We start from the raw sequence: 18,421 nt of genomic DNA, 5'->3' as shown, positions 1-18,421 counted from the left end.
ATTTCGGCCGGCCGCCATGGAGACCCAGGGCCCCAGGGACGACGTACCCCACGCCCCAGCCCCGCCGGCGTTTGCGGCGCGGGGGTCCCGGGCGGAGCCCTCGGTTACGGGAAGGGACGGGCAGGGGAACATCCCCCGCACCCCTCCCGCCCGCCCCGCCCACGGCAAAAGGGCCGGGCCCCGGGGAAACCCCGGGGCCCGGCCCTCAGCCTGCCGACGGCTACGCGCTCAGCGAGCGCGCACCGCTCAGTTGTCGTCCTCGTCGATCAGGAACCCGCGCATCGGCGAAGGTGCCTGCTGCATCGGCTGCGGCGCCTGCGGCCGCACCGGCGCCATCGGCTGCGTCATCGCGGGCGACATCTGCTGCTGGCCGCCGTACGAGGGGGCACCGCCCATGGACGGGTTGCCGCCCATCTGCTGGTTGCCGTGACCGCCGTGGTTGCCGCCCATGGTGTGGCCCATGGCACCCGCACCGGCCGGGGCCAGCGAGGGCGACGGCGGCAGCGAAGCGGCAGCCGGCGTCCGCGGCGGAGCCAGCGAGTCGTCGGCCTGGGTCTCCAGCTGACGCAGCTGGCTCTCCAGGTAGGACTTCAGACGGGTCCGGTACTCGCGCTCGAATCCGCGCAGGTCCTCGACCTTGCGCTCCAGCGTCGCGCGGGCCGACTCCAGGGAGCCCATCGCCACGCGGTGCTTCTCCTGCGCGTCCCGCTCCAGCGCGTCCGCCTTGGCACGCGCGTCGCGCTCCAGGCCCTCGGCACGGCTGCGCGCCTCGCCGACGATCTTGTTGGCCTCGGAACGGGCCTCCGCGATCGCCTGGTCGGCCGTCTGCTGCGCCAGGGAGAGAACACGGGCGGCGCTGTCGCCACCGGGTCCCTGCTGCTGCATCTGCGGCGGCTGCTGCATCTGCTGCATCTGCTGCTGCGGGTTGTGGCCGCCCATCGGGCCACCCATCGGTCCGCCCATGGGACCGCCCTGCATCGGGCCGGGGCCGTGCGGGCCCTGCGGACCGGGGCCGTGCGGACCCTGGGGTCCGTGGCCACTGGGACCGGCCGGCAGCTGAGGAGCTCCACCGGGCAGCTGGGGCGGACCCATCTGCGGGGGCTGCTGCTGGACCGGCGGACCAGATATGGCGGCGGGCACCGGTGCACCGGGCCGGTCCTGCGGCTCCGGCTTGCGCATACCTTGCTGCTGCTGGTTCTGCGCGGCGGCACGCGTGGCGGCGGCCAGCTTGGCGCGCAGGTCCTCGTTCTCACGGAGCAGGCGGGTCAGCTCGGACTCGACCTCGTCGAGGAAGGCATCGACCTCGTCCTCGTCATAGCCTTCTCGGAGACGGACCGTCGTGAACTGCTTGTTCCGCACGTCCTCGGGGGTCAGCGGCATCTCTTCTTCACCTCTACGTAGTCGTCGGCAGTCGGCAGGACCGTATCGCTCACAGCCTGATCACGATGCTGATCAGGATGGAAACGATGATCATCAGAACGAAGAAGGACAGGTCGAGTGCCACGCCCCCGAGACGCAGCGGCGGAATGAACCGCCGCAGGAGCTTCAGCGGTGGATCGGTGACCGTGTAAGTGGCCTCAAGGACGACCACCATCGGCTTGCCCGGCTGCCATGAACGTGCGAACTGGAAGACGTAGTCCATGACCAGCCGGAAGATCAGCACGATGAGGAAACACATCAACGCGATGTAGACAACACTTTGTGCGACGCCCATCCCCGCGTTTCCCTCTCCCCTGGCTCTCGTAGCTCCGGCCTTGCGGCCGGGTTGTTCCCGGTGTCGTGTTCTCAGCTCTGGTTGAAGAATCCGCCCTCTGCGATGCGGGCCTTGTCCTCCGCCGTGACATCGACGTTAGCAGGCGACAACAGGAACACCTTCTGTGTCACTCGCTCAATGCTGCCATGGAGACCGAAGACGAGTCCTGCGGCAAAGTCGACAAGTCGCTTCGCGTCCGTATCGTCCATCTCCGTGAGATTCATGATCACCGGAGTGCCCTCACGGAAGTGTTCCCCGATGGTACGGGCCTCGTTGTAGGTCCTGGGGTGCAGCGTGGTGATGCGGTACGGCTCCCGCTCGGACACGACCTTGGGCATGATCACCGGTGCGTTCTTCTCCATGTTCGGGCGTTCAGGTGTGATGGATGCCACGGGGGCGATTCGGGCGGGTCGTTCTCTCTCCGGCGGAATCTGAACCGGCTCCCGCTGCGCCGGCGGCTGCACCGCTCGTACCGGTTCGTCCCGCTCCCGCTCCACCTGATGCGCGGGCTGGTGCCGACGCCGGTCGCGCTCGGGCTCCGGCTCGGGTTCGAATTCGTCGTCGGGGTCGAACCCCGGACCGTCGTACCCATCGTCCTCCACGAGGCCGAGGTAGACCGCCATCTTGCGCATCGCGCCGGCCATGCTCTGAGTCCTCCGCTCTGTGGTGGATCGGCATCTGTCACCAAGTGCCCGCGATCCACTGTGGCCTGCCCGCCAAAGGCGGTAATGACCATATTTTCTGCTGTGGTCCGACTGCTTGGCGACGTTACCCGAGCCCGGGTCGGACTCCGAGTACCGCAGTACCGACGCGCACATGTGTCGCCCCGGCCGCAACCGCGTCCTCGAGATCCGCACTCATCCCTGCAGAGACCATGTTCGCAGCCGGATGGTTCCCGCGCAGCCGGGATGAGAATTCCATCAGCCGGTCGAACGCGGCACGTTGCCTTCCGGCGAACGGCCCGGCGAGCGGGGCGACGGTCATCAGACCGTCCAGCCGCAGTCCGGGCGCGGACGCGACCGCGTCGGCCAACTCCTCGATCCCGTCGGGTGCGACACCGCCGCGCTCGCCCCGCTCACCGCTCTCCGCGTCGAGCGCGACCTGGATGAGACAACCGAGTTCACGTCCGCCACGTCCGGCCGCGGCGGAGAGCGCGGTCACCAGCTTCGTACGATCCACCGACTGCACAACATCGGCATAACTTGCCACCGATCGGACCTTGTTCGTCTGCAATTGACCAACGAAGTGCCAGGTAAGGGATAGATCCGCACATTCGGTGGCTTTCGGAGCCGCATCCTGGTCACGATTCTCCGCGACATGACGCACACCGAGTTCGTGCAGGATCCGCACATCACTGGCGGGGTAGGTCTTGGTGACCACGATGAGGGTCACCTCTTCCCTTTCGCGACCGACTGCGACACAGGCGGAAGCGATACGTTCCTCCACCTGTGCCAGATTCGCTCCGAGTTGTTCCTTACGGTCCGTCATGCCCTATCAGTCCAACCAGACATATCCGGCGAGCCGCCCAGTGGCGTGGTCGCGTCGGTACGAGAAGTGGTCGCCCGATTCGAGGGTGCAGAAGGGCGACTTGTGCCGGTCGGTGACCCCGAGGTCCGCCAGCTGCGAGTGGACTCCGGCGGTGATGTCCAACGCCGGGGTGCCCCAGCTGGTCTCGGACCACGAGGCGGGGACGACCGCCGCGACCTCGTCCCGCATTCCGGCCGGCACCTCGTAGCACCGGCCGCAGACGGCCGGCCCGGTGCGGGCGGTGATCCGGGAGGGATCCGCGCCGAGTTCCACCATGGCCCCGACAGCGGCGGGGACGACTCCGGCGACCAGCCCGGGACGGCCAGCGTGTGCTGCTGCGACGATCCCGGCGACCGGGTCGGCGAGCAGTACGGGGGTGCAGTCGGCGGTGAGGACGGCGAGCGGGAGCCCGCGTCGCGCGGTCACCACCGCGTCCACGGCGGGAATCTCGCGGCCCTCCCCCCAGGGTCCGTCGACCACGGCGACATCCCGCCCGTGCACCTGGTTCATCCAGACGACCCGCGCCGGATCGAGCCCGCGGGCCCGTGCCGCCCGCTCGCGGTTGGCGAGAACGGCGGCGGGGTCGTCGCCGACCGCGCCACCGAGGTTGAGCTCCGCGTACGGAGCGGCGCTCACCCCGCCCCACCTGTCGGTGAAGGAGAAGTGAGCGCCGCCGTCCGAAGAAACAGAATCCCTGTGGTTCACCGAGTGATGCGGACCTATCACTTCAAGAAGTCCGGAACGTCCAGCTCTTCGGCCTGGGAGTCCTGGTAGGGACGGGCCGGCGGGACGTGCGGCGGGGTGACCGGCGGCAAGTGGCTCTCATGGACCACCGCAACCGGCTCGGCCTGGACCGGGGGCTCCTCGCGCGCAGGCACGGAACCCAGACCGCTGCTCTGGCGCACGGGCTCGGCGGCCCGGACCGGCGGAGCCGGCTCCTCACGCTTGGCCGAGCTCGCGCCCAGGACGTTCTCCCGCCGGGCCGGCGGCTGTCCGCCGTCGAAGCCCGCCGCGATCACGGTGACCCGCACCTCGTCGCCCAGTGCGTCGTCGATGACCGCACCGAAGATGATGTTGGCCTCGGGGTGCGCCGCCTCGCTCACCAGCTGGGCGGCCTCGTTGATCTCGAAGAGACCGAGGTCGCTGCCGCCGGAGATGGAGAGCAGGACACCGCGGGCGCCGTCGATGGACGCCTCCAGGAGCGGCGAGGAGATCGCCATCTCCGCCGCGGCCACCGCGCGGTCGTCGCCGCGGGCCGAGCCGATGCCCATGAGCGCCGACCCGGCCTCGGACATGACCGACTTGACGTCGGCGAAGTCGAGGTTGATCAGCCCCGGGGTGGTGATGAGGTCGGTGATGCCCTGGACACCCGAGAGCAGCACCTGGTCGGCCGACTTGAACGCGTCGAGCACGCTGACCTGGCGGTCCGAGATGGACAGCAGCCGGTCGTTGGGAATGACGATGAGGGTGTCGACCTCTTCGCGGAGTTCGGCGATGCCGTCCTCCGCCTGGTTCGCGCGACGCCGGCCCTCGAAGGTGAACGGGCGGGTGACCACGCCGATCGTCAGGGCGCCGAGCGAGCGCGCGATGTTGGCGACGACGGGTGCGCCACCGGTGCCGGTGCCGCCGCCTTCTCCTGCGGTGACGAAGACCATGTCGGCCCCCTTGAGGACCTCCTCGATCTCCTCACGGTGGTCCTCTGCCGCCTTACGACCGACGGCCGGGTTCGCCCCGGCGCCGAGGCCGCGGGTGAGTTCACGGCCGACGTCGAGCTTGACGTCGGCGTCGCTCATCAACAGGGCTTGCGCATCCGTGTTGATCGCGATGAACTCGACGCCCTTGAGGCCGACCTCGATCATTCGGTTGATGGCATTGACACCACCGCCGCCGACACCGATGACCTTGATGACTGCGAGGTAGTTCTGCGGTGCTGCCACGTCGAAGGCCTCTCGCCTCGAGTTACGTGTCGTCGCTTGGCGGTAGTCCCGCCGCGACGACGGATGCCGATTGGGACGGTCCGAACGCCGACCCAAACCCTAACGTTGAAGTTTAGGGTTACCAGTGTGTCTGCTTCATGGACTCTTCCGAACAGGACACTAAGTCGACAAGTGGCGCACGTTCAACGAACACGCCGAACCTCCCGTTTTTCTTTTCACCCTATGTGATCACCCGTAGCGCTGACCAACCAGGGTGCTGGCCAGGCCAAATGTGCGTCAACTACCCGACACCGCCGGAGCGGTGGGTGCACTCACGTCGAAGTGTCCCGCTTTGGGGGCGGCTTTCATCAGGGCGGCGAGGACTTTCGCCTTCACCGCGCCTTCTTCACTGCTTCCCCAGACCACCGTGCGGTCCCCGGTGAGCTCCAGGGAGATGGAATCGTACGAGCTGACCCGTACGGCCCGCGTCTCCCTGGCGACCCCGTCCGGAAGACCGCCCGCGACCCGGACCGCTTCCCGCACCAGCCGGTCGCTGCCGAATCGGCGCAGGCTCGCGGACCGACCAGGGGTCAGTTCCAGCAGGGGTACGCGCCCGGGAGCCCTGTCCACCGTGGCGAAACGCACGCCTTCGGCGTCCACTTCGATGAACTTCGCCCCCTTCTTCACCAGCAGGACCGGCTGTCGTTCGGTCACCTTAAGTCCGATTTCGTGCGGCCATGACCGTACGACATCCACCGAGTCGATACGAGGCAACTTCTGGCGCAACCTCTCGGCCACGGCGTCCGTGTCGACGGAGATCAGCGGGGCACCCATGGGCACCGCGGCAGCGGCCTCCACCTCGGCCGGTGCCAGGACGTCGACACCGGTGATCCGGACCTCTTCGGCGCGGAGCCAGGAGGAACCGTAGAGCGCCCAGACGGCGCCGGAGCCGAGCAGCAGCACGACTGCGGCAATCACGATCACCAGCGTGCGCCGGGACATCCCGCGCCCCTCCGGACGCGCGCGCGGCGGGCCGTCCCGGGTGTCCTTCTGCTGCCCTGTGCCGCGCTGGGCGGTCGTCGGTCCGGCCACGCTCGCTCCTTATGCCGGGTCCGGGGGCGCCGCCCCCGGACCCGTCCGCCTCACGCGCCTCGGCGTGCGGCGATCGCCTCGTACACCATGCCGACCAGCAGATCGTCGGCGTCCCGGCGGCCGAACTCGGCGGCGGCGCGGGACATTTCGTACAGCCGGTGCGGATCCGACAGCACCGGCAGGACGTTGCCCTGCACCCACTCGGGGGTGAGCGCCGCGTCGTCCACCAGCAGGCCGCCACCGGCGTTGACCACCGGCTGGGCGTTGAGCCGCTGTTCGCCGTTGCCGATGGGCAACGGGACGTAGGCGGCGGGCAGCCCGACGGCGGAGAGTTCGGCGACGGTCATCGCACCCGCACGGCAGAGCATCATGTCGGCCGCGGCGTACGCGAGATCCATCCGGTCCACGTACGGTACCGGGATGTAGGGCGGCATCCCGGGCATGTTGTCGACGCGCGGCATTTCGTTCTTCGGACCCACCACATGCAGGATCTGGATCCCGGAACGCTGGAGCAGCGGCGCGACCCGCTGGACCACCTCGTTGAGATGGCGGGCGCCCTGCGAGCCGCCGGAGACCAGCAGGGTCGGCAGGTTGGGGTCGAGCCCGAAGGCGGCACGCGCCTCGGGGCGGACCCGGGCCCGGTCCAGGGTGGCGATGGTGCGGCGCAGCGGGATGCCGATGTAGCGGGCACCGCGCAGCTTGCTGTCGGGGGTGGAGACGGCGACCCCGTGCGCGTACCGCGAACCGATCTTGTTGGCCAGGCCCGGCCGGGCGTTGGCCTCGTGCACCACGATCGGCACTCCGGCGCGCTTGGCGGCGAGGTAGCCGGGCAGCGCCACATAGCCGCCGAAGCCGACCACGCAGTCCGCCTTGGTGCGCTCCAGGATCTGCTCGGCGGCCTTGATGGTGCCGCGCAGCCGACCCGGGACGGTGATGAGCTCAGGGGTGGGTTTACGCGGCAGCGGTACGGCCGGGATCAGGGCGAGTTCGTACCCCCGCTCGGGTACGAGCCTGGTTTCGAGTCCACGCTCCGTACCGAGAGCGGTGATCCCCACGCTCGGGTCCTGCCTCCGCAGTGCGTCGGCCAGGGCGAGCGCGGGCTCGATGTGGCCGGCGGTCCCCCCGCCGGCGAGTACGACATGCACCGAAATTCACCGCTCTCCGGACGGACGCTTCTTGACGCGCCGTCTCATCGTCTTCCATCTCACCCCGGGCCTCCGCATGGCCAGGGCCGCCTTCGCTGCGGGATCCGCTCGCGCGAACGCGATCAGCAGCCCGACAGCGAACATGGTCGGCAGCAGGGCCGAACCCCCGTAGGAGAACAGCGGGAGCGGGACGCCGGCGATCGGCAGCAGGCCGAGCACCGCACCGATGTTGATCACGGCCTGCGCCGTGATCCAGGTGGTCACACCTCCCGCTGCGTACCTCACGAAGGGGTCCTCCGTGCGTCCGGCCACGCGGATACCCGCATAGCCTAGAGCCGCGAAGAGGGCGAGTACCGACAGCGTCCCCGCCAACCCCAGTTCCTCCCCGGTGATGGCGAAGATGAAGTCGGTGTGCGGTTCGGGCAGTTGGCCCCATTTTTCCACACTTGCGCCGAGCCCCGATCCGAACCATCCGCCGGACGCCAGAGCATAGATCCCGTGTACGGCCTGCCAGCACGAGCCGCCGGGGCCCGGTTCGCTGGCCCCCATGCAGTCGAGCCTGGACATCCGGTTCGGACTGGTCTTGATCAGCAGAAAGGCGATCAGACCGGCGGCGGCCAGGACTCCGGCGAACAGCCGGGTGGGCGCCCCGGCCAGCCAGAGCAGTCCGAACAGGATGGCAGTGAGAATGATCGCAGTGCCCATGTCACCGCCGAGCATGATCAGCCCGAGCAGCATGAAGGCGACCGGGACCAGCGGCACGAGCATGTGCTTCCACTGGTTCAGCAGCCGTTTGTCCTGCTTGCGGGCGAGCAGATCGGCGCCCCACAGGACGAGGGCCAGCTTGCCGAACTCACTGGGCTGGAGCTGGAAGGGGCCGCCCAGATAGAGCCAGTTCCGGTTGCCGTTGACCGACATCCCTATGCCCGGCACCTGGACCAGCACCATCAGGAAGACGGCGCCCATCAGCAGCGGGTAGGACAGGGCCCGGTGCAGCTTGACGGGCATCCGGGCGGCGGCCGCCATCAGCCCGGCCCCGATGACGGCGGCGAGGAACTGTTTGCGGAAGAAGTACGTGCCGGGCTTGCCGAGCTCCAGCGCCTTGATCATCGAGGCGGAGTAGACCATCACGAGGCCGAGCACGGTGATGAGCAGGCCGGCGCCCAGGATCAGGTAGTACGCGGTCAGCGGGCGGTCCCAGGCCCGGCGTGCCTGCTCGTAGAGCCGCCGCACTCCCCCGCCCCGGGGGGAGCGGGGGCCGCCGGAGGTCCTGAGGCGTGCCGCGGGAGGCCGCCGGGTGCCGGCGGCGGGGCGGACGCGCAGGGCGAGGCCGGCGGGGAGCGGTGCGCCCCCGGCCGCGAGGAGGGGCGGATGGAGCGCCCGGCTGATCGCCGAGGTCGCCCGTGAGCGGTCCCTGCCGCGTGCGGCAGAGCTCTCTTCGGCCGGCATGGTCCCTGTCCCCTCCACTGCTCGTGCCCGGGGCTTCGGCGCCGGGGACCGGGCCCCGGCACAGCTGTACGCGCCCGGGTGCTCCGGGACCGTACGGCGCGGAGGCCGGGCCCGTCAGGCGTTCTCGGCGGCGAGTGCGCGGACGGCGTCCGCGAAGGCCTCGCCCCGCTTGTTGTAATTGACGAACATGTCCATCGAGGCGCAGGCCGGGGCCATCAGTACGGTGTCTCCCGGCCGGGCGAGCCGTGCGGCCTCGCGGACCGCCTCGGACATCGCCCCAGTGTCGGTCCGGTCGAGGTCGGTCACCGGGACCTCGGGCGCGTGTCGCGCGAGGGCTTCACGGATCAGGGACCGGTCCGCGCCCATCAGTACGACGCCCCGCAGACGCTTCGCGCACCCGGTCACCAGCTCGTCGAAGGTGGCTCCCTTGGCCAGGCCTCCGGCGATCCAGACGATCGGGTCGTAGGCCGCCAGGGAGGCCTCGGCGGCGTGGGTGTTGGTGGCCTTGGAGTCGTCGATGTACGTGACCCCGGCGACGTCCGCGACGTGCTCGATGCGGTGCGGGTCGGGGCGGAAGGCCCGCAGCCCGTCACGCACGGCGGCGGGCTCCACGCCGAAGGCGCGGGCCAGCGCCGCGGCGGCCAGCGCGTTGGCGACGTTGTGCGGGGCCGGCGGGTTGACGTCCGCGACCTCGGCGAGCTCCTGGGCCTGCTTCTGCCGGTTCGTCACGAAGGCGCGGTCGACGAGGATGCCGTCGACGACCCCGACCTGGGAGGGCCCGGGGGTGCCGAGGGTGAAGCCGATCGCCCGGCAGCCCTCCTCGACATCCGCCTCGCGCACCAGGTCCTCGGTGCCGCTGTCCGCCACGTTGTAGACGCAGGCGACGGTGTTGCCCTCGTAGATCCGGCCCTTGTCGGCGGCGTACGCCTCCATCGAGCCGTGCCAGTCGAGGTGGTCCGGGGCCAGGTTGAGCACGGCGGCCGAGTGGGCGCGCAGCGAGGGCGACCAGTGCAGCTGGTAGCTGGAGAGCTCGACGGCGAGTACGTCGTACGTCTCCTCGCCGAGTACCGCGTCCAGGAGCGAGACCCCGATGTTGCCGACGGCCGCGGTGCGCAGTCCGGCGGCTTCCAGGATCGAGGCGAGCATCCGTACGGTCGTGGTCTTGCCGTTGGTGCCGGTGACCGCGAGCCAGGGCGCGGCACCGGGTCCGCGTAGCCGCCAGGCGAGTTCGACGTCGCCCCAGACCGGGACGCCCGCCTCGGCGGCTGCGGCGAAGAGCGGCTTGTCGGGCTTCCAGCCCGGGGTGGTGACGATGAGCTCGGTGGACTCGGGCAGGGTGGCCCCGTCGCCGAGGCGCACGGTGATGCCCTGCGCCTCCAGCTCCGCGGCCTGGCCGCGGGAGCGTTCGTCGTCACCGTCGTTGACCACGGTGACGACGGCGCCGAGGCCGTGCAGCACCCGGGCCGCCGGGATCCCGGAGACCCCGAGTCCGGCGACCGTGACGTGCTTGCCCTGCCAGTCCACATTGCTCACTTCTTGGCTGCCCATCCTGCGTAGAAGAGGCCGAGGCCGACGATCACACACATGCCCTGGATGATCCAGAAGCGGACCACGACAAGGACTTCGGACCACCCCTTGAGTTCGAAGTGGTGCTGGAGCGGTGCCATCCGGAAGACGCGCTTGCCGGTCATCTTGAACGAGCCGACCTGGATGACGACGGACATCGTGATCATCACGAAGAGGCCGCCGAGCACCGCCATCAGGAACTCGGTGCGGGAGCAGATCGCCAGTCCGGCGAGCGCCCCGCCGAGGGCGAGGGAACCGGTGTCGCCCATGAAGATCTTGGCGGGCGAGGTGTTCCACCACAGGAAGCCGAAGCAGGAGCCCATCAGCGCGGAGGCCACGACCGCCAGGTCGAGCGGATCTCGCACCACGAAGCAGGCGCTCGGGTTGGTGAGGGTCGCCGCGTTGGCGCAGGACTCCTGGAACTGCCAGAGCCCGATGAACGTGTACGCGCCGAAGACCATCACCGACGCACCGGTGGCCAGGCCGTCCAGACCGTCCGTCAGGTTCACGCCGTTGGACATGGCGAGAATCATGAAGAGCGCCCAGACCACGAACAGCACCGGTCCGATCGACCAGCCGAAGTCCTCGACGAACGAGAGCTTGGTCGAGGCGGGGGTGTTGCCCCGGGCGTCGGCGAACTGGAGCGAGAGCACCGCGAAGGCGATGCCGACGATCAGCTGGCCGGCCATCTTGGCCTTGGCCCGCAGACCCAGCGAACGCTGCTTGACGATCTTGATGTAGTCGTCGAGGAAGCCGACGAGGCCCATCCCGGTCATCAGGAAGAGGACCAGTACACCGGAGAAGCGCATGTCCTCGCCGGTGATCACCTTGGCCAGGATGTACGCCAGGATCGTCGCCAGGATGAAGGCGATGCCGCCCATCGTGGGCGTGCCCTTCTTCGATCCGTGGCTGCGCGGCCCGTCGTCCCGGATGAACTGCCCGTATCCCTTGCGGGCCAGCAGTTTGATCAGCAGCGGGGTACCGACCAGTGTCAGGAAGAGCCCTATGGCCCCCGCGAAGAGGATCTGCCTCATCGGCCGGAGACCTCGCCCTCGGTCGCGCTGTCCAGCAGTGCCATGGCGACCTGCTCCAGGCCGACCGACCGGGACGCCTTCACCAGCACGACGTCTCCCGGGCGCAGTTCACTGCGCAACAGGTCGACGGCAGCCTGCGCGTCGGACACATGCACCGACTCCTCACCCCACGAACCCTCGTTGTATGCGCCCAGTTGCAGCCAGGAGGCCTCTCTGCCCCCGACTGCGACGAGCTTGCTGACGTTGAGTCGGACGGCAAGCCGTCCGACCGCGTCGTGCTCGGTGAGCGAGGCGTCGCCGAGCTCGGCCATCTGGCCGAGCACCGCCCACGTGCGGCGCCCCTTCCCCATGGCGACCAGCGCGCGCAGCGCGGCCTTCATGGATTCGGGGTTGGCGTTGTAGGCGTCATTGACGAACGTCACGCCGTCCGGACGCTCGGTGACCTCCATGCGCCAGCGGGAGAGGGTGCCCGCCTCGGAGAGCGCCTCGGCGATCTCGTCTGCGGACAGGCCCAGCTCATGGGCGACGGCGGCCGCGGCGAGCGCGTTCGACACGTGGTGCTCACCGTACAGGCGCATGGTCACATCGCTGCACCCGGTGGGTGTGTGGAGCCTGAACGCGGGGCGGCCGTCCTCGGTGAGCCGGACGTTCTCACCCCGTACGTCCGCATCCGCGGCTTCGCCGAAGAGCAGCACCCGGGCCTTGGTCCGGGTGGTCATGGCACGGACGAGCGGGTCGTCGGCGTTGAGTACGGCGACACCGTCCTCGGGGAGCGACTCGACCATCTCGCCCTTGGCCTGGGCGATCTGTTCCCGGCCGCCGAACTCGCCGATGTGCGCGGAGCCGACGTTGAGGACGAGGCCGATACGGGGCGGGACGAGCCCGGTGAGGTAACGGATGTCGCCGATGTAGCGAGCACCCATTTCGAGGACCAGGTGCTGGGTCTCCTCGGTGGCGCGCAGCGCGGTGAGCGGCAGACCGATCTCGTTGTTGAGGTTGCCCGCCGGGTAGACGGTGGGGCCCTTGCGCTCCAGGAGCTGGGCGATCAGGTCCTTGGTGGAGGTCTTGCCGGCGGACCCGGTGAGGGCGACGACGACGGTGCCGAGACGGCCGACGACGTTACGGGCGAGCGCGCCGAGCGCCGCCACCACGTCGTCGACGACGATCGCGGGGACGCCGACGGGGCGGGCGGCCAGGACGACTGCCGCGCCCGCCTCGACGGCGCGCCGCGCGTAGTCGTGGCCGTCGACGCGTTCGCCGGTGAACGCGGCGAAGAGGCTGCCTTGCTTCACCTCCCGGGAGTCGATGACGACGGGCCCGCTGACGGTTACCGCCGGATCCGGTATGTCGTACGACTGCCCGCCGACGATTTCGGTGATCTCGGCGAGGGAAAGGGCGATCACTTGGTCATCCCTGACTGTTGTTCTCGTGGGTGGAGGCACGGTGGGTGGTGTTCTCGTGCCCCAGGGACCGCTCGATGGCCGTTCGCAGGACCACCCGGTCGTCGAAGGGGCGCACCACTCCGTGGACGTCCTGGCCCTGCTCGTGGCCCTTGCCCGCGATCAGCACGGTGTCGCCGGGTGCGGCACGGGCGACGGCGGCGGCGATGGCGGCGGCGCGGTCGGCGTCGACCAGGACGTCACCGCGTTCGTGCACGGGCACGGCGGCGGCGCCCGCGAGCATGGCGGCGAGGATGCCGAGGGGGTCCTCGGAGCGGGGGTTGTCGGAGGTCAGTACGGCGGTGTCGGCGAGCCGGGCCGCTGCCGCGCCCATCGGGGCGCGTTTGGTGGTGTCGCGGTCGCCGCCGCAGCCGAGGACGATGTGCAGCCTGCCCTCGGTGACCTTGCGCAGGGAGCGCAGTACCGACTCGACGGCGTCGGTCTTGTGCGCGTAGTCGACGAGTGCGAGGTACGGCTGCCCGGCGTCGACCCGCTCCAGCCTGCCGGGCACTCCGGGCACGACGGCGACACCGTCGGCCGCGATCTGCGGGTCGATGCCCGCGACGGCGAGGGTGACGATCGCGGCCAGGGTGTTGGCCACGTTGAACGGGCCGGGCAGCGGGGCCTTGGCGGCGGCCCGCTCGCCCTTGGGCCCGACGACGGTGAAGGTGGAGCCGAGCTGCCCCACCTCGACGTCCTCGGCGCGCCAGTCGGCGTCCGGATGGCCCTCGGCGGAGAAGGTGGTGACGGGGACGGATGCCTCGGTGATGAGCCTGCGGCCGTACTCGTCGTCGTAGTTGACGACGCCCTGCCTGCTGCGCTGCGGGGTGAACAGCCGCGCCTTGGCCTGGAAGTAGTCCTCCATGCCGGAGTGGAACTCCATGTGTTCCGGGCTGAGGTTGTTGAAGACCGCGACGTCGAAGACGCAGCCGTCGACCCGGCCGAGCACCAGGGCGTGGCTGGAGACCTCCATCGTCACCGCGTCCACGCCGCGTTCGCGCATGACGGCGAACAGGGCCTGCAGATCGGTGGCTTCGGGGGTGGTGCGCTCGGACTTGATGCGTTCGTCGCCGATCCGCATCTCCACGGTGCCGATGAGGCCGGTGTCGCGTCCGGCGCCGCGGAAGCCGCCCTCGACGAGGTAGGCGGTCGTGGTCTTGCCGGATGTTCCGGTGATGCCGATCTGGAGCAGGTCGGCGCCGGGGTTTCCGTAGATCTCGGCGGCGAGTTCGCCCATCCGGCCGCGCGGGTCCTGGATGACCAGGACCGGGAGTCCGGTGGCCGAGGCGCGTTCGGCGCCCGCCGGGTCGGTGAGGATCGCGGCGGCGCCGAGACCGGCGGCCTGGGCGGTGAAGTCGGCACCGTGCAGACGGGCACCCGGCAGCGCCGCGTACACGTCCCCGGGGCGTACGGCCCGGGAGTCGTGCGTGATGCCGGTGACTTCGCCGCTGCCCGGTGGTTCGACTCCCAGCCGGGCTGCCAGCGTCACCAGGGAGGTCGGCCGCAGCCGATCCGGGCGGGGCGCTCCCGGGTAGTTCACAGGGGCGTCCTTCTGGGTGGTTCGGGACTGTTCAGCGTGGGGCACGGCGGTGAGCGTACCGGGCGCACCCGGCCTCTCGCGAAGTGAGGGGGCGGGGGTGCGGTGGTTCCCGTTCCGGTTCCCTGGATCGGGGGTGATGGTTGTCACTGAGGGTCTCCCCGAGTTCACTCGCCGGGTGTGAAGGACACCGGCAGCCGGGCCGGCTCGTTGCCGGTGGGTGCGGTCTGCAGCGTCTTCAGCGCGAATTCCATGACCTGCTTGTAGATGGGGCCGCAGATCTGGCCGCCGAAGTAGCTGCCCTTGGTGGGGTTCTGGATGGCGCAGTAGACGGTGATCTGTGGGTTGTCGGCGGGGGCGAACCCGGCGAAGGAGGCGGTGTAGCCGTGGTAGCCGCCACGCACCGGATCGACTCGGTTGGCCGTACCGGTCTTGCCCGCGACGCGGTAGCCGGGGATCTTGGCCTTCGTTCCGGTGCCCTCCTCGTCGCCGACGACCGACTCCAGCATGCTCGCGAGCGTACTGGCGGTCTTCTTGCTGACCACCCGGGTCTGCTCGGGGGCCTCGGCGGCGGTGAAGCGACCGTCGGCGCCCCGGGTGCCCCGGACGAGGGTCGGTTCGATCCGGACCCCGCCGTTGGCGATCGTGGAGTAGATCGAGGCGGCCTGCATGGCGTTGAGCGAGAGGCCCTGGCCGAACGGGATCGTGTACTGCTGCGAGGTGGACCAGTCCTGCGGCTCGGCGAGGATGCCGGCGGTCTCACCCGGGTAGCCCAGTCCGGTCGGTGAACCGATGCCGAACTTGCGCAGGTAGGAGTGGAGGACCTTGTTCGACTCGGCCTGGGTCTTCCCCAGCTGTCCGGTGGCCAGGATGGTGCCGATGTTGCTGGACTTGGCCAGTACGCCGTTGAGGGTGAGGTACCAGGTCGGGTGGTCGATGTCGTCCTTGAAGAGCCGGTCGCCCCGGTGCAGGCGGTTGGGGACCGTGACATGGGTGCCGGGCGTGGCGACGCCCTCCTCCAGCACGGCGGCCATCGACATGACCTTGCTGGTGGAACCGGGCTCGTACACGTCCTGGAGTGCCGCGTTGCCCAGTGAGGCGGCGTCGGCCTGCGAGAGGTCGTTGGGGTCGAAGCCCGGAGCGTTCGCCATGGCGAGGACCTCACCGGTGCGGGTGTTCTGCACGACGACGTAGCCGCGGTCGGCCTTCGACTTCTTCACCTGGTCGGAGATGGCCTTCTGGGCCGCCCACTGGATGTCGCGGTCGATGGTCAGCTCGATGTCGGAGCCGGCGACGGCGGGGACCTCCTTGGTGCCCGCGGTGGGCACCCGGCGGCCGCCGGACTGGGCGTACTTGATCGTGCCGTCCTCGCCCGCGAGCTCCTTGTCCAGCTGGGATTCGAGGCCGCCCGCGCCCTTGCCCTCGGCGTTGACGTAACCCAGTATCCCGGCGGCCAGACCGCCGTTGGGATAGACGCGCTTGGTGGTCGACTCCTGGAAGACGCCTGCCAGCACATTGGCCCCGCTGCCGCCGGCCGCCCTGTCCTTCGCGGCCTTCTCGGCGAAGACGGACTTGAGGTCCTTGATCTGCGTCCAGACCTGCGGGGTCTGCCTGCGGGCCAGGACGGTGTAGCGGCTCTTCGGCTTCGACAGCTTCTTCGTCAGTTCGGACGCCTCGACACCGAGGATGGGCGCGAGAAGCGCGGCGGCCTGCTGGGGAGCGTCGGGCGCCTTGCTGTCGGCCGGCGTGAACATCTTGGGGTCGGCGGTGATGTCGTACGCGTCGACGCTGGTGGCCAGCGCGATGCCGCTCCGGTCGGTGATCTCGCCGCGCTCGGCCGCGACGGTGTAGCTCAGGTAGCGGTTCTTCTCGGCCTTGGCCGCGTACGCGTTGGCGTCGATGGCCTGGACCTGGAGGAGCCGTACGACGAACGCGATCATGACGAGGGCCAGGGCCAGGCTGACCAGCCGCAGTCGCGGCCGTGGGCTGCCCAGGCGCAGCGGACGGCCGGGGCGGCGCGGGGTCCGTCCGCGCGGGGCCGCGGAGGAGGGCCGTCGCCTCGGCTGGGGGCGGGCCGAGGGCCGGGGGCGGCCGGCGGAGCGGGACGCCGCGTTGCGCGGGCGCGCGGGGCCGGGGACCCGGCGGCGCGGGGGTTCCTGGGAGGGCACTGCGTCACCTGCCGGGGGTCATGGAGGGCTGTGCTGCCGGGGTACGCGCGTTCGCGGAGGCGCTCGGCTCCGCCGGGGCGGTGCCGGTCGCGGACGCCGGCGCGCCGGGCTTGGCCGAGGGCGTGCTCGGGGCGGCCGCGGTGGTGCCCGGCACGGTGGGCGAAGGGGTGGAGCGGGAAGTGGCGGTGGCCGAGGTGTCCGGGGCGGGGCGCTCGGGGATGCCGGGCTTCGGCGCCGTGGTGGCCGACGGGGAACTGGCGGCGGAGGGGACGCCGCGCACCTTGCCGTTCGGGTCGAGGAAGGCGGGGCTGCCGCCGGGGACCATACCCAGTTCCCGTGCCCGCCTTGCCAGGGCGTCGGGTTCGGAGGCGTTGTCCACGTCGCGCTGGAGCGCCTGCTGATCGTCGGTGAGGCCGGTGGTGCGCTTCTTCAGCTCACTCAGCCGGAACGATCCTTCGTTGAGCGCGGAGTTGAGCAGCAGCAGGGTGATCAGGCCGCCGCCCAGGAGCAGGACGACCAGCAGGACGAAGGGGGTCCTGGCCGCGTTGCCCGGCCCGGACGGCATCAGCCGGCCGAGCCGCGCGGCGCGCCCTTTCAGCTGGCCGGCCGGCTTGCTCACCGCGCCGCTCCGTCCCCGTGCCGGGCCCGCGAAGTCCCCGGGCTCCCCCTGCTCATCGCTCCTCCTCGCGGATCCGCTGGGCCCCGCGCAGCCGGGCGGGGGCGGCGCGCCGGTTCTCGGCGACCTCCTCCTCGGTGGGCAGCTCGGCGCCTCGGGTCAGCAGCTTGAGCCGGGGCTGGTAACGCTCGGGGACGACCGGCAGGCCGGGCGGTGCGGTGTTGGCCGCACCCGCCGCGAACACCTGCTTGACCAGGCGGTCCTCCAGCGAGTGGTACGAGAGGACGGCGATGCGCCCGCCCACGGCGAGGCTCGCCACCGCGGCGGGGATCGCCCGCTCCAGCACGGTGAGTTCGCCGTTGACCTCGATGCGCAGGGCCTGGAAGGTGCGCTTGGCCGGGTTGCCTCCGGTGCGCTTGGCGGCCTGCGGCAGCGAGTCACGGATCAGTTCGACGAGCCGGGCGCTGTTGCTGAAGGGCTCCTTCTCGCGCTCGCGCACGACGGCGGAGACGATCCGCTTGGCCTGCTTCTCCTCGCCGTACGCGCGCAGGATCCGGACCAGCTCGCCCGGCGGGTAGGTGTTGAGCACCTCGGCCGCGCCGATACCGGTCGTCTGGTCCATGCGCATGTCGAGCGGGGCGTCCTGGGCGTACGCGAATCCCCGGTCCGCCTCGTCCAGTTGCATGGAGGAGACGCCGAGGTCGAACAGAACGCCCTGGACCTTGGGGATGCCGAGCCGGGCGAGCACCTCGGGCAGTTCGTCGTAGACGGCGTGCACCAGCGTGCAGCGGTCGCCGTAGGGGGCGAGCCGCTCGCCGGAGAGCCGCAGCGCCTCCTTGTCCCGGTCGAGCGCGATCAGCCGGGCGGTGGGGAAGGCGGAGAGCAGCGCCTCGCTGTGTCCGCCGAGCCCCAGGGTGCAGTCGACGACCACGGGCGGCTGGGGGCTCGGTGCCTCCAGAGCCGGGGCCAACAGGTCCAGGCACCGCTGGAGCATCACCGGGACGTGTCGGGTCTGGCTCATGCGCCCTCTCAGGCTCAGGTCCCGGGGCGCGGACGTACGGCCTGGTCCCCGCCCGCTCGCGAAGGGGAGGTCCGCCGGCGCCGGGGAAGGGGCGTCAGCCGACCGGCGAGCGGGAGAGGGCCGGGCCGTACGTACGCCGCGCACACGGGGAATACATC

16 protein-coding genes are annotated in these 18,421 nt (G+C 70.4%); all 16 read right to left on the bottom strand.

Features of this window, described 5'->3' with window-relative positions:
- Positions 1–246: 246 nt before the first annotated feature.
- A complete protein-coding gene (locus tag ACZ4LX_RS03460) occupies positions 247–1,380 on the bottom strand; it encodes a DivIVA domain-containing protein (RefSeq protein WP_467634966.1) in 1,134 nt (377 codons plus the stop codon).
- A gap of 49 nt (positions 1,381–1,429) precedes the next feature.
- A complete protein-coding gene (locus ACZ4LX_RS03455; protein WP_467634963.1) occupies positions 1,430–1,714 on the bottom strand; it encodes a YggT family protein in 285 nt (94 codons plus the stop codon).
- Positions 1,715–1,785: 71 nt separating this feature from the next.
- The gene (locus ACZ4LX_RS03450) at positions 1,786–2,397 is read right to left on the bottom strand and encodes a cell division protein SepF (RefSeq protein ID WP_467634960.1); all 612 of its coding nucleotides are present in this window, start codon (positions 2,395–2,397) and stop codon (positions 1,786–1,788) included.
- Positions 2,398–2,521: 124 nt separating this feature from the next.
- Positions 2,522–3,241 (bottom strand): YggS family pyridoxal phosphate-dependent enzyme, encoded by a 720-nt coding sequence (locus ACZ4LX_RS03445; protein ID WP_467634956.1) that lies wholly within the window; start codon positions 3,239–3,241, stop codon positions 2,522–2,524.
- Between the two features lie 6 nt (positions 3,242–3,247).
- Positions 3,248–4,006 carry a peptidoglycan editing factor PgeF gene (gene pgeF / locus ACZ4LX_RS03440; RefSeq protein ID WP_467634951.1) on the bottom strand — a complete coding sequence of 253 codons (759 nt, stop codon included), beginning with the start codon at positions 4,004–4,006 and terminating at the stop codon, positions 3,248–3,250.
- Positions 4,003–5,217, bottom strand: coding sequence for a cell division protein FtsZ (gene ftsZ / locus ACZ4LX_RS03435; protein ID WP_467634948.1), 1,215 nt, complete (start codon positions 5,215–5,217; stop codon positions 4,003–4,005). The genes pgeF and ftsZ overlap by 4 nt, the downstream gene beginning before the upstream one ends.
- A gap of 276 nt (positions 5,218–5,493) precedes the next feature.
- Entirely contained in the window at positions 5,494–6,288 is a 795-nt protein-coding gene (locus ACZ4LX_RS03430; RefSeq protein WP_467634943.1) for a cell division protein FtsQ/DivIB, read from the bottom strand.
- 50 nt (positions 6,289–6,338) lie between these two features.
- Positions 6,339–7,433 (bottom strand): undecaprenyldiphospho-muramoylpentapeptide beta-N-acetylglucosaminyltransferase, encoded by a 1,095-nt coding sequence (gene murG / locus ACZ4LX_RS03425; RefSeq protein WP_148017738.1) that lies wholly within the window; start codon positions 7,431–7,433, stop codon positions 6,339–6,341.
- A gap of 6 nt (positions 7,434–7,439) precedes the next feature.
- Positions 7,440–8,882, bottom strand: a complete 1,443-nt coding sequence (gene ftsW, locus ACZ4LX_RS03420) for a putative lipid II flippase FtsW (protein WP_467634933.1) — start codon at positions 8,880–8,882, stop codon at positions 7,440–7,442.
- A gap of 114 nt (positions 8,883–8,996) precedes the next feature.
- Positions 8,997–10,430, bottom strand: coding sequence for a UDP-N-acetylmuramoyl-L-alanine--D-glutamate ligase (gene murD, locus ACZ4LX_RS03415; protein WP_467634930.1), 1,434 nt, complete (start codon positions 10,428–10,430; stop codon positions 8,997–8,999).
- Positions 10,412–11,482, bottom strand: a complete 1,071-nt coding sequence (mraY, locus tag ACZ4LX_RS03410) for a phospho-N-acetylmuramoyl-pentapeptide-transferase (protein WP_467634926.1) — start codon at positions 11,480–11,482, stop codon at positions 10,412–10,414. The genes murD and mraY overlap by 19 nt, the downstream gene beginning before the upstream one ends.
- Positions 11,479–12,885 (bottom strand): UDP-N-acetylmuramoyl-tripeptide--D-alanyl-D-alanine ligase, encoded by a 1,407-nt coding sequence (locus ACZ4LX_RS03405; protein ID WP_467634921.1) that lies wholly within the window; start codon positions 12,883–12,885, stop codon positions 11,479–11,481. Before ACZ4LX_RS03405 ends, mraY begins: the two co-directional genes overlap by 4 nt.
- Positions 12,886–12,889: 4 nt before the next feature.
- Positions 12,890–14,608, bottom strand: a complete 1,719-nt coding sequence (locus ACZ4LX_RS03400) for a UDP-N-acetylmuramoyl-L-alanyl-D-glutamate--2,6-diaminopimelate ligase (protein WP_467634918.1) — start codon at positions 14,606–14,608, stop codon at positions 12,890–12,892.
- Between the two features lie 17 nt (positions 14,609–14,625).
- Positions 14,626–16,626 carry a peptidoglycan D,D-transpeptidase FtsI family protein gene (locus tag ACZ4LX_RS03395; protein WP_467634913.1) on the bottom strand — a complete coding sequence of 667 codons (2,001 nt, stop codon included), beginning with the start codon at positions 16,624–16,626 and terminating at the stop codon, positions 14,626–14,628.
- A 4-nt stretch (positions 16,627–16,630) separates the two neighbouring features.
- On the bottom strand, positions 16,631–17,245 hold the full coding sequence (gene ftsL, locus ACZ4LX_RS03390; RefSeq protein WP_467634908.1) for a cell division protein FtsL: 615 nt from the start codon (positions 17,243–17,245) through the stop codon (positions 16,631–16,633).
- A 52-nt stretch (positions 17,246–17,297) separates the two neighbouring features.
- The gene (rsmH, locus tag ACZ4LX_RS03385) at positions 17,298–18,263 is read right to left on the bottom strand and encodes a 16S rRNA (cytosine(1402)-N(4))-methyltransferase RsmH (protein WP_467634903.1); all 966 of its coding nucleotides are present in this window, start codon (positions 18,261–18,263) and stop codon (positions 17,298–17,300) included.
- Between the last annotated feature and the right edge of the window lie 158 nt (positions 18,264–18,421).

The sequence above is a fragment of the Streptomyces sp. NPDC026062 genome (assembly GCF_055568375.1).
The sequence above is the reverse complement of the archived record's forward strand: the minus strand, read 5'-3'. Positions and strand labels throughout refer to the sequence as shown.

Bases quoted from the DNA above. Each gene is read 5' to 3' on its own strand.
- ACZ4LX_RS03460 (WP_467634966.1), bottom strand. From the start codon at position 1,380: ATGCCGCTGACCCCCGAGGACGTGCGGAACAAGCAGTTCACGACGGTC.
- mraY (WP_467634926.1), bottom strand. From the start codon at position 11,482: ATGAGGCAGATCCTCTTCGCGGGGGCCATAGGGCTCTTCCTGACACTG.
- ACZ4LX_RS03450 (WP_467634960.1), bottom strand. From the start codon at position 2,397: ATGGCCGGCGCGATGCGCAAGATGGCGGTCTACCTCGGCCTCGTGGAG.
- murD (WP_467634930.1), bottom strand. From the start codon at position 10,430: ATGGGCAGCCAAGAAGTGAGCAATGTGGACTGGCAGGGCAAGCACGTC.
- rsmH (WP_467634903.1), bottom strand. From the start codon at position 18,263: ATGAGCCAGACCCGACACGTCCCGGTGATGCTCCAGCGGTGCCTGGAC.
- ACZ4LX_RS03445 (WP_467634956.1), bottom strand. From the start codon at position 3,241: ATGACGGACCGTAAGGAACAACTCGGAGCGAATCTGGCACAGGTGGAG.
- ftsW (WP_467634933.1), bottom strand. From the start codon at position 8,882: ATGCCGGCCGAAGAGAGCTCTGCCGCACGCGGCAGGGACCGCTCACGG.
- ACZ4LX_RS03455 (WP_467634963.1), bottom strand. From the start codon at position 1,714: ATGGGCGTCGCACAAAGTGTTGTCTACATCGCGTTGATGTGTTTCCTC.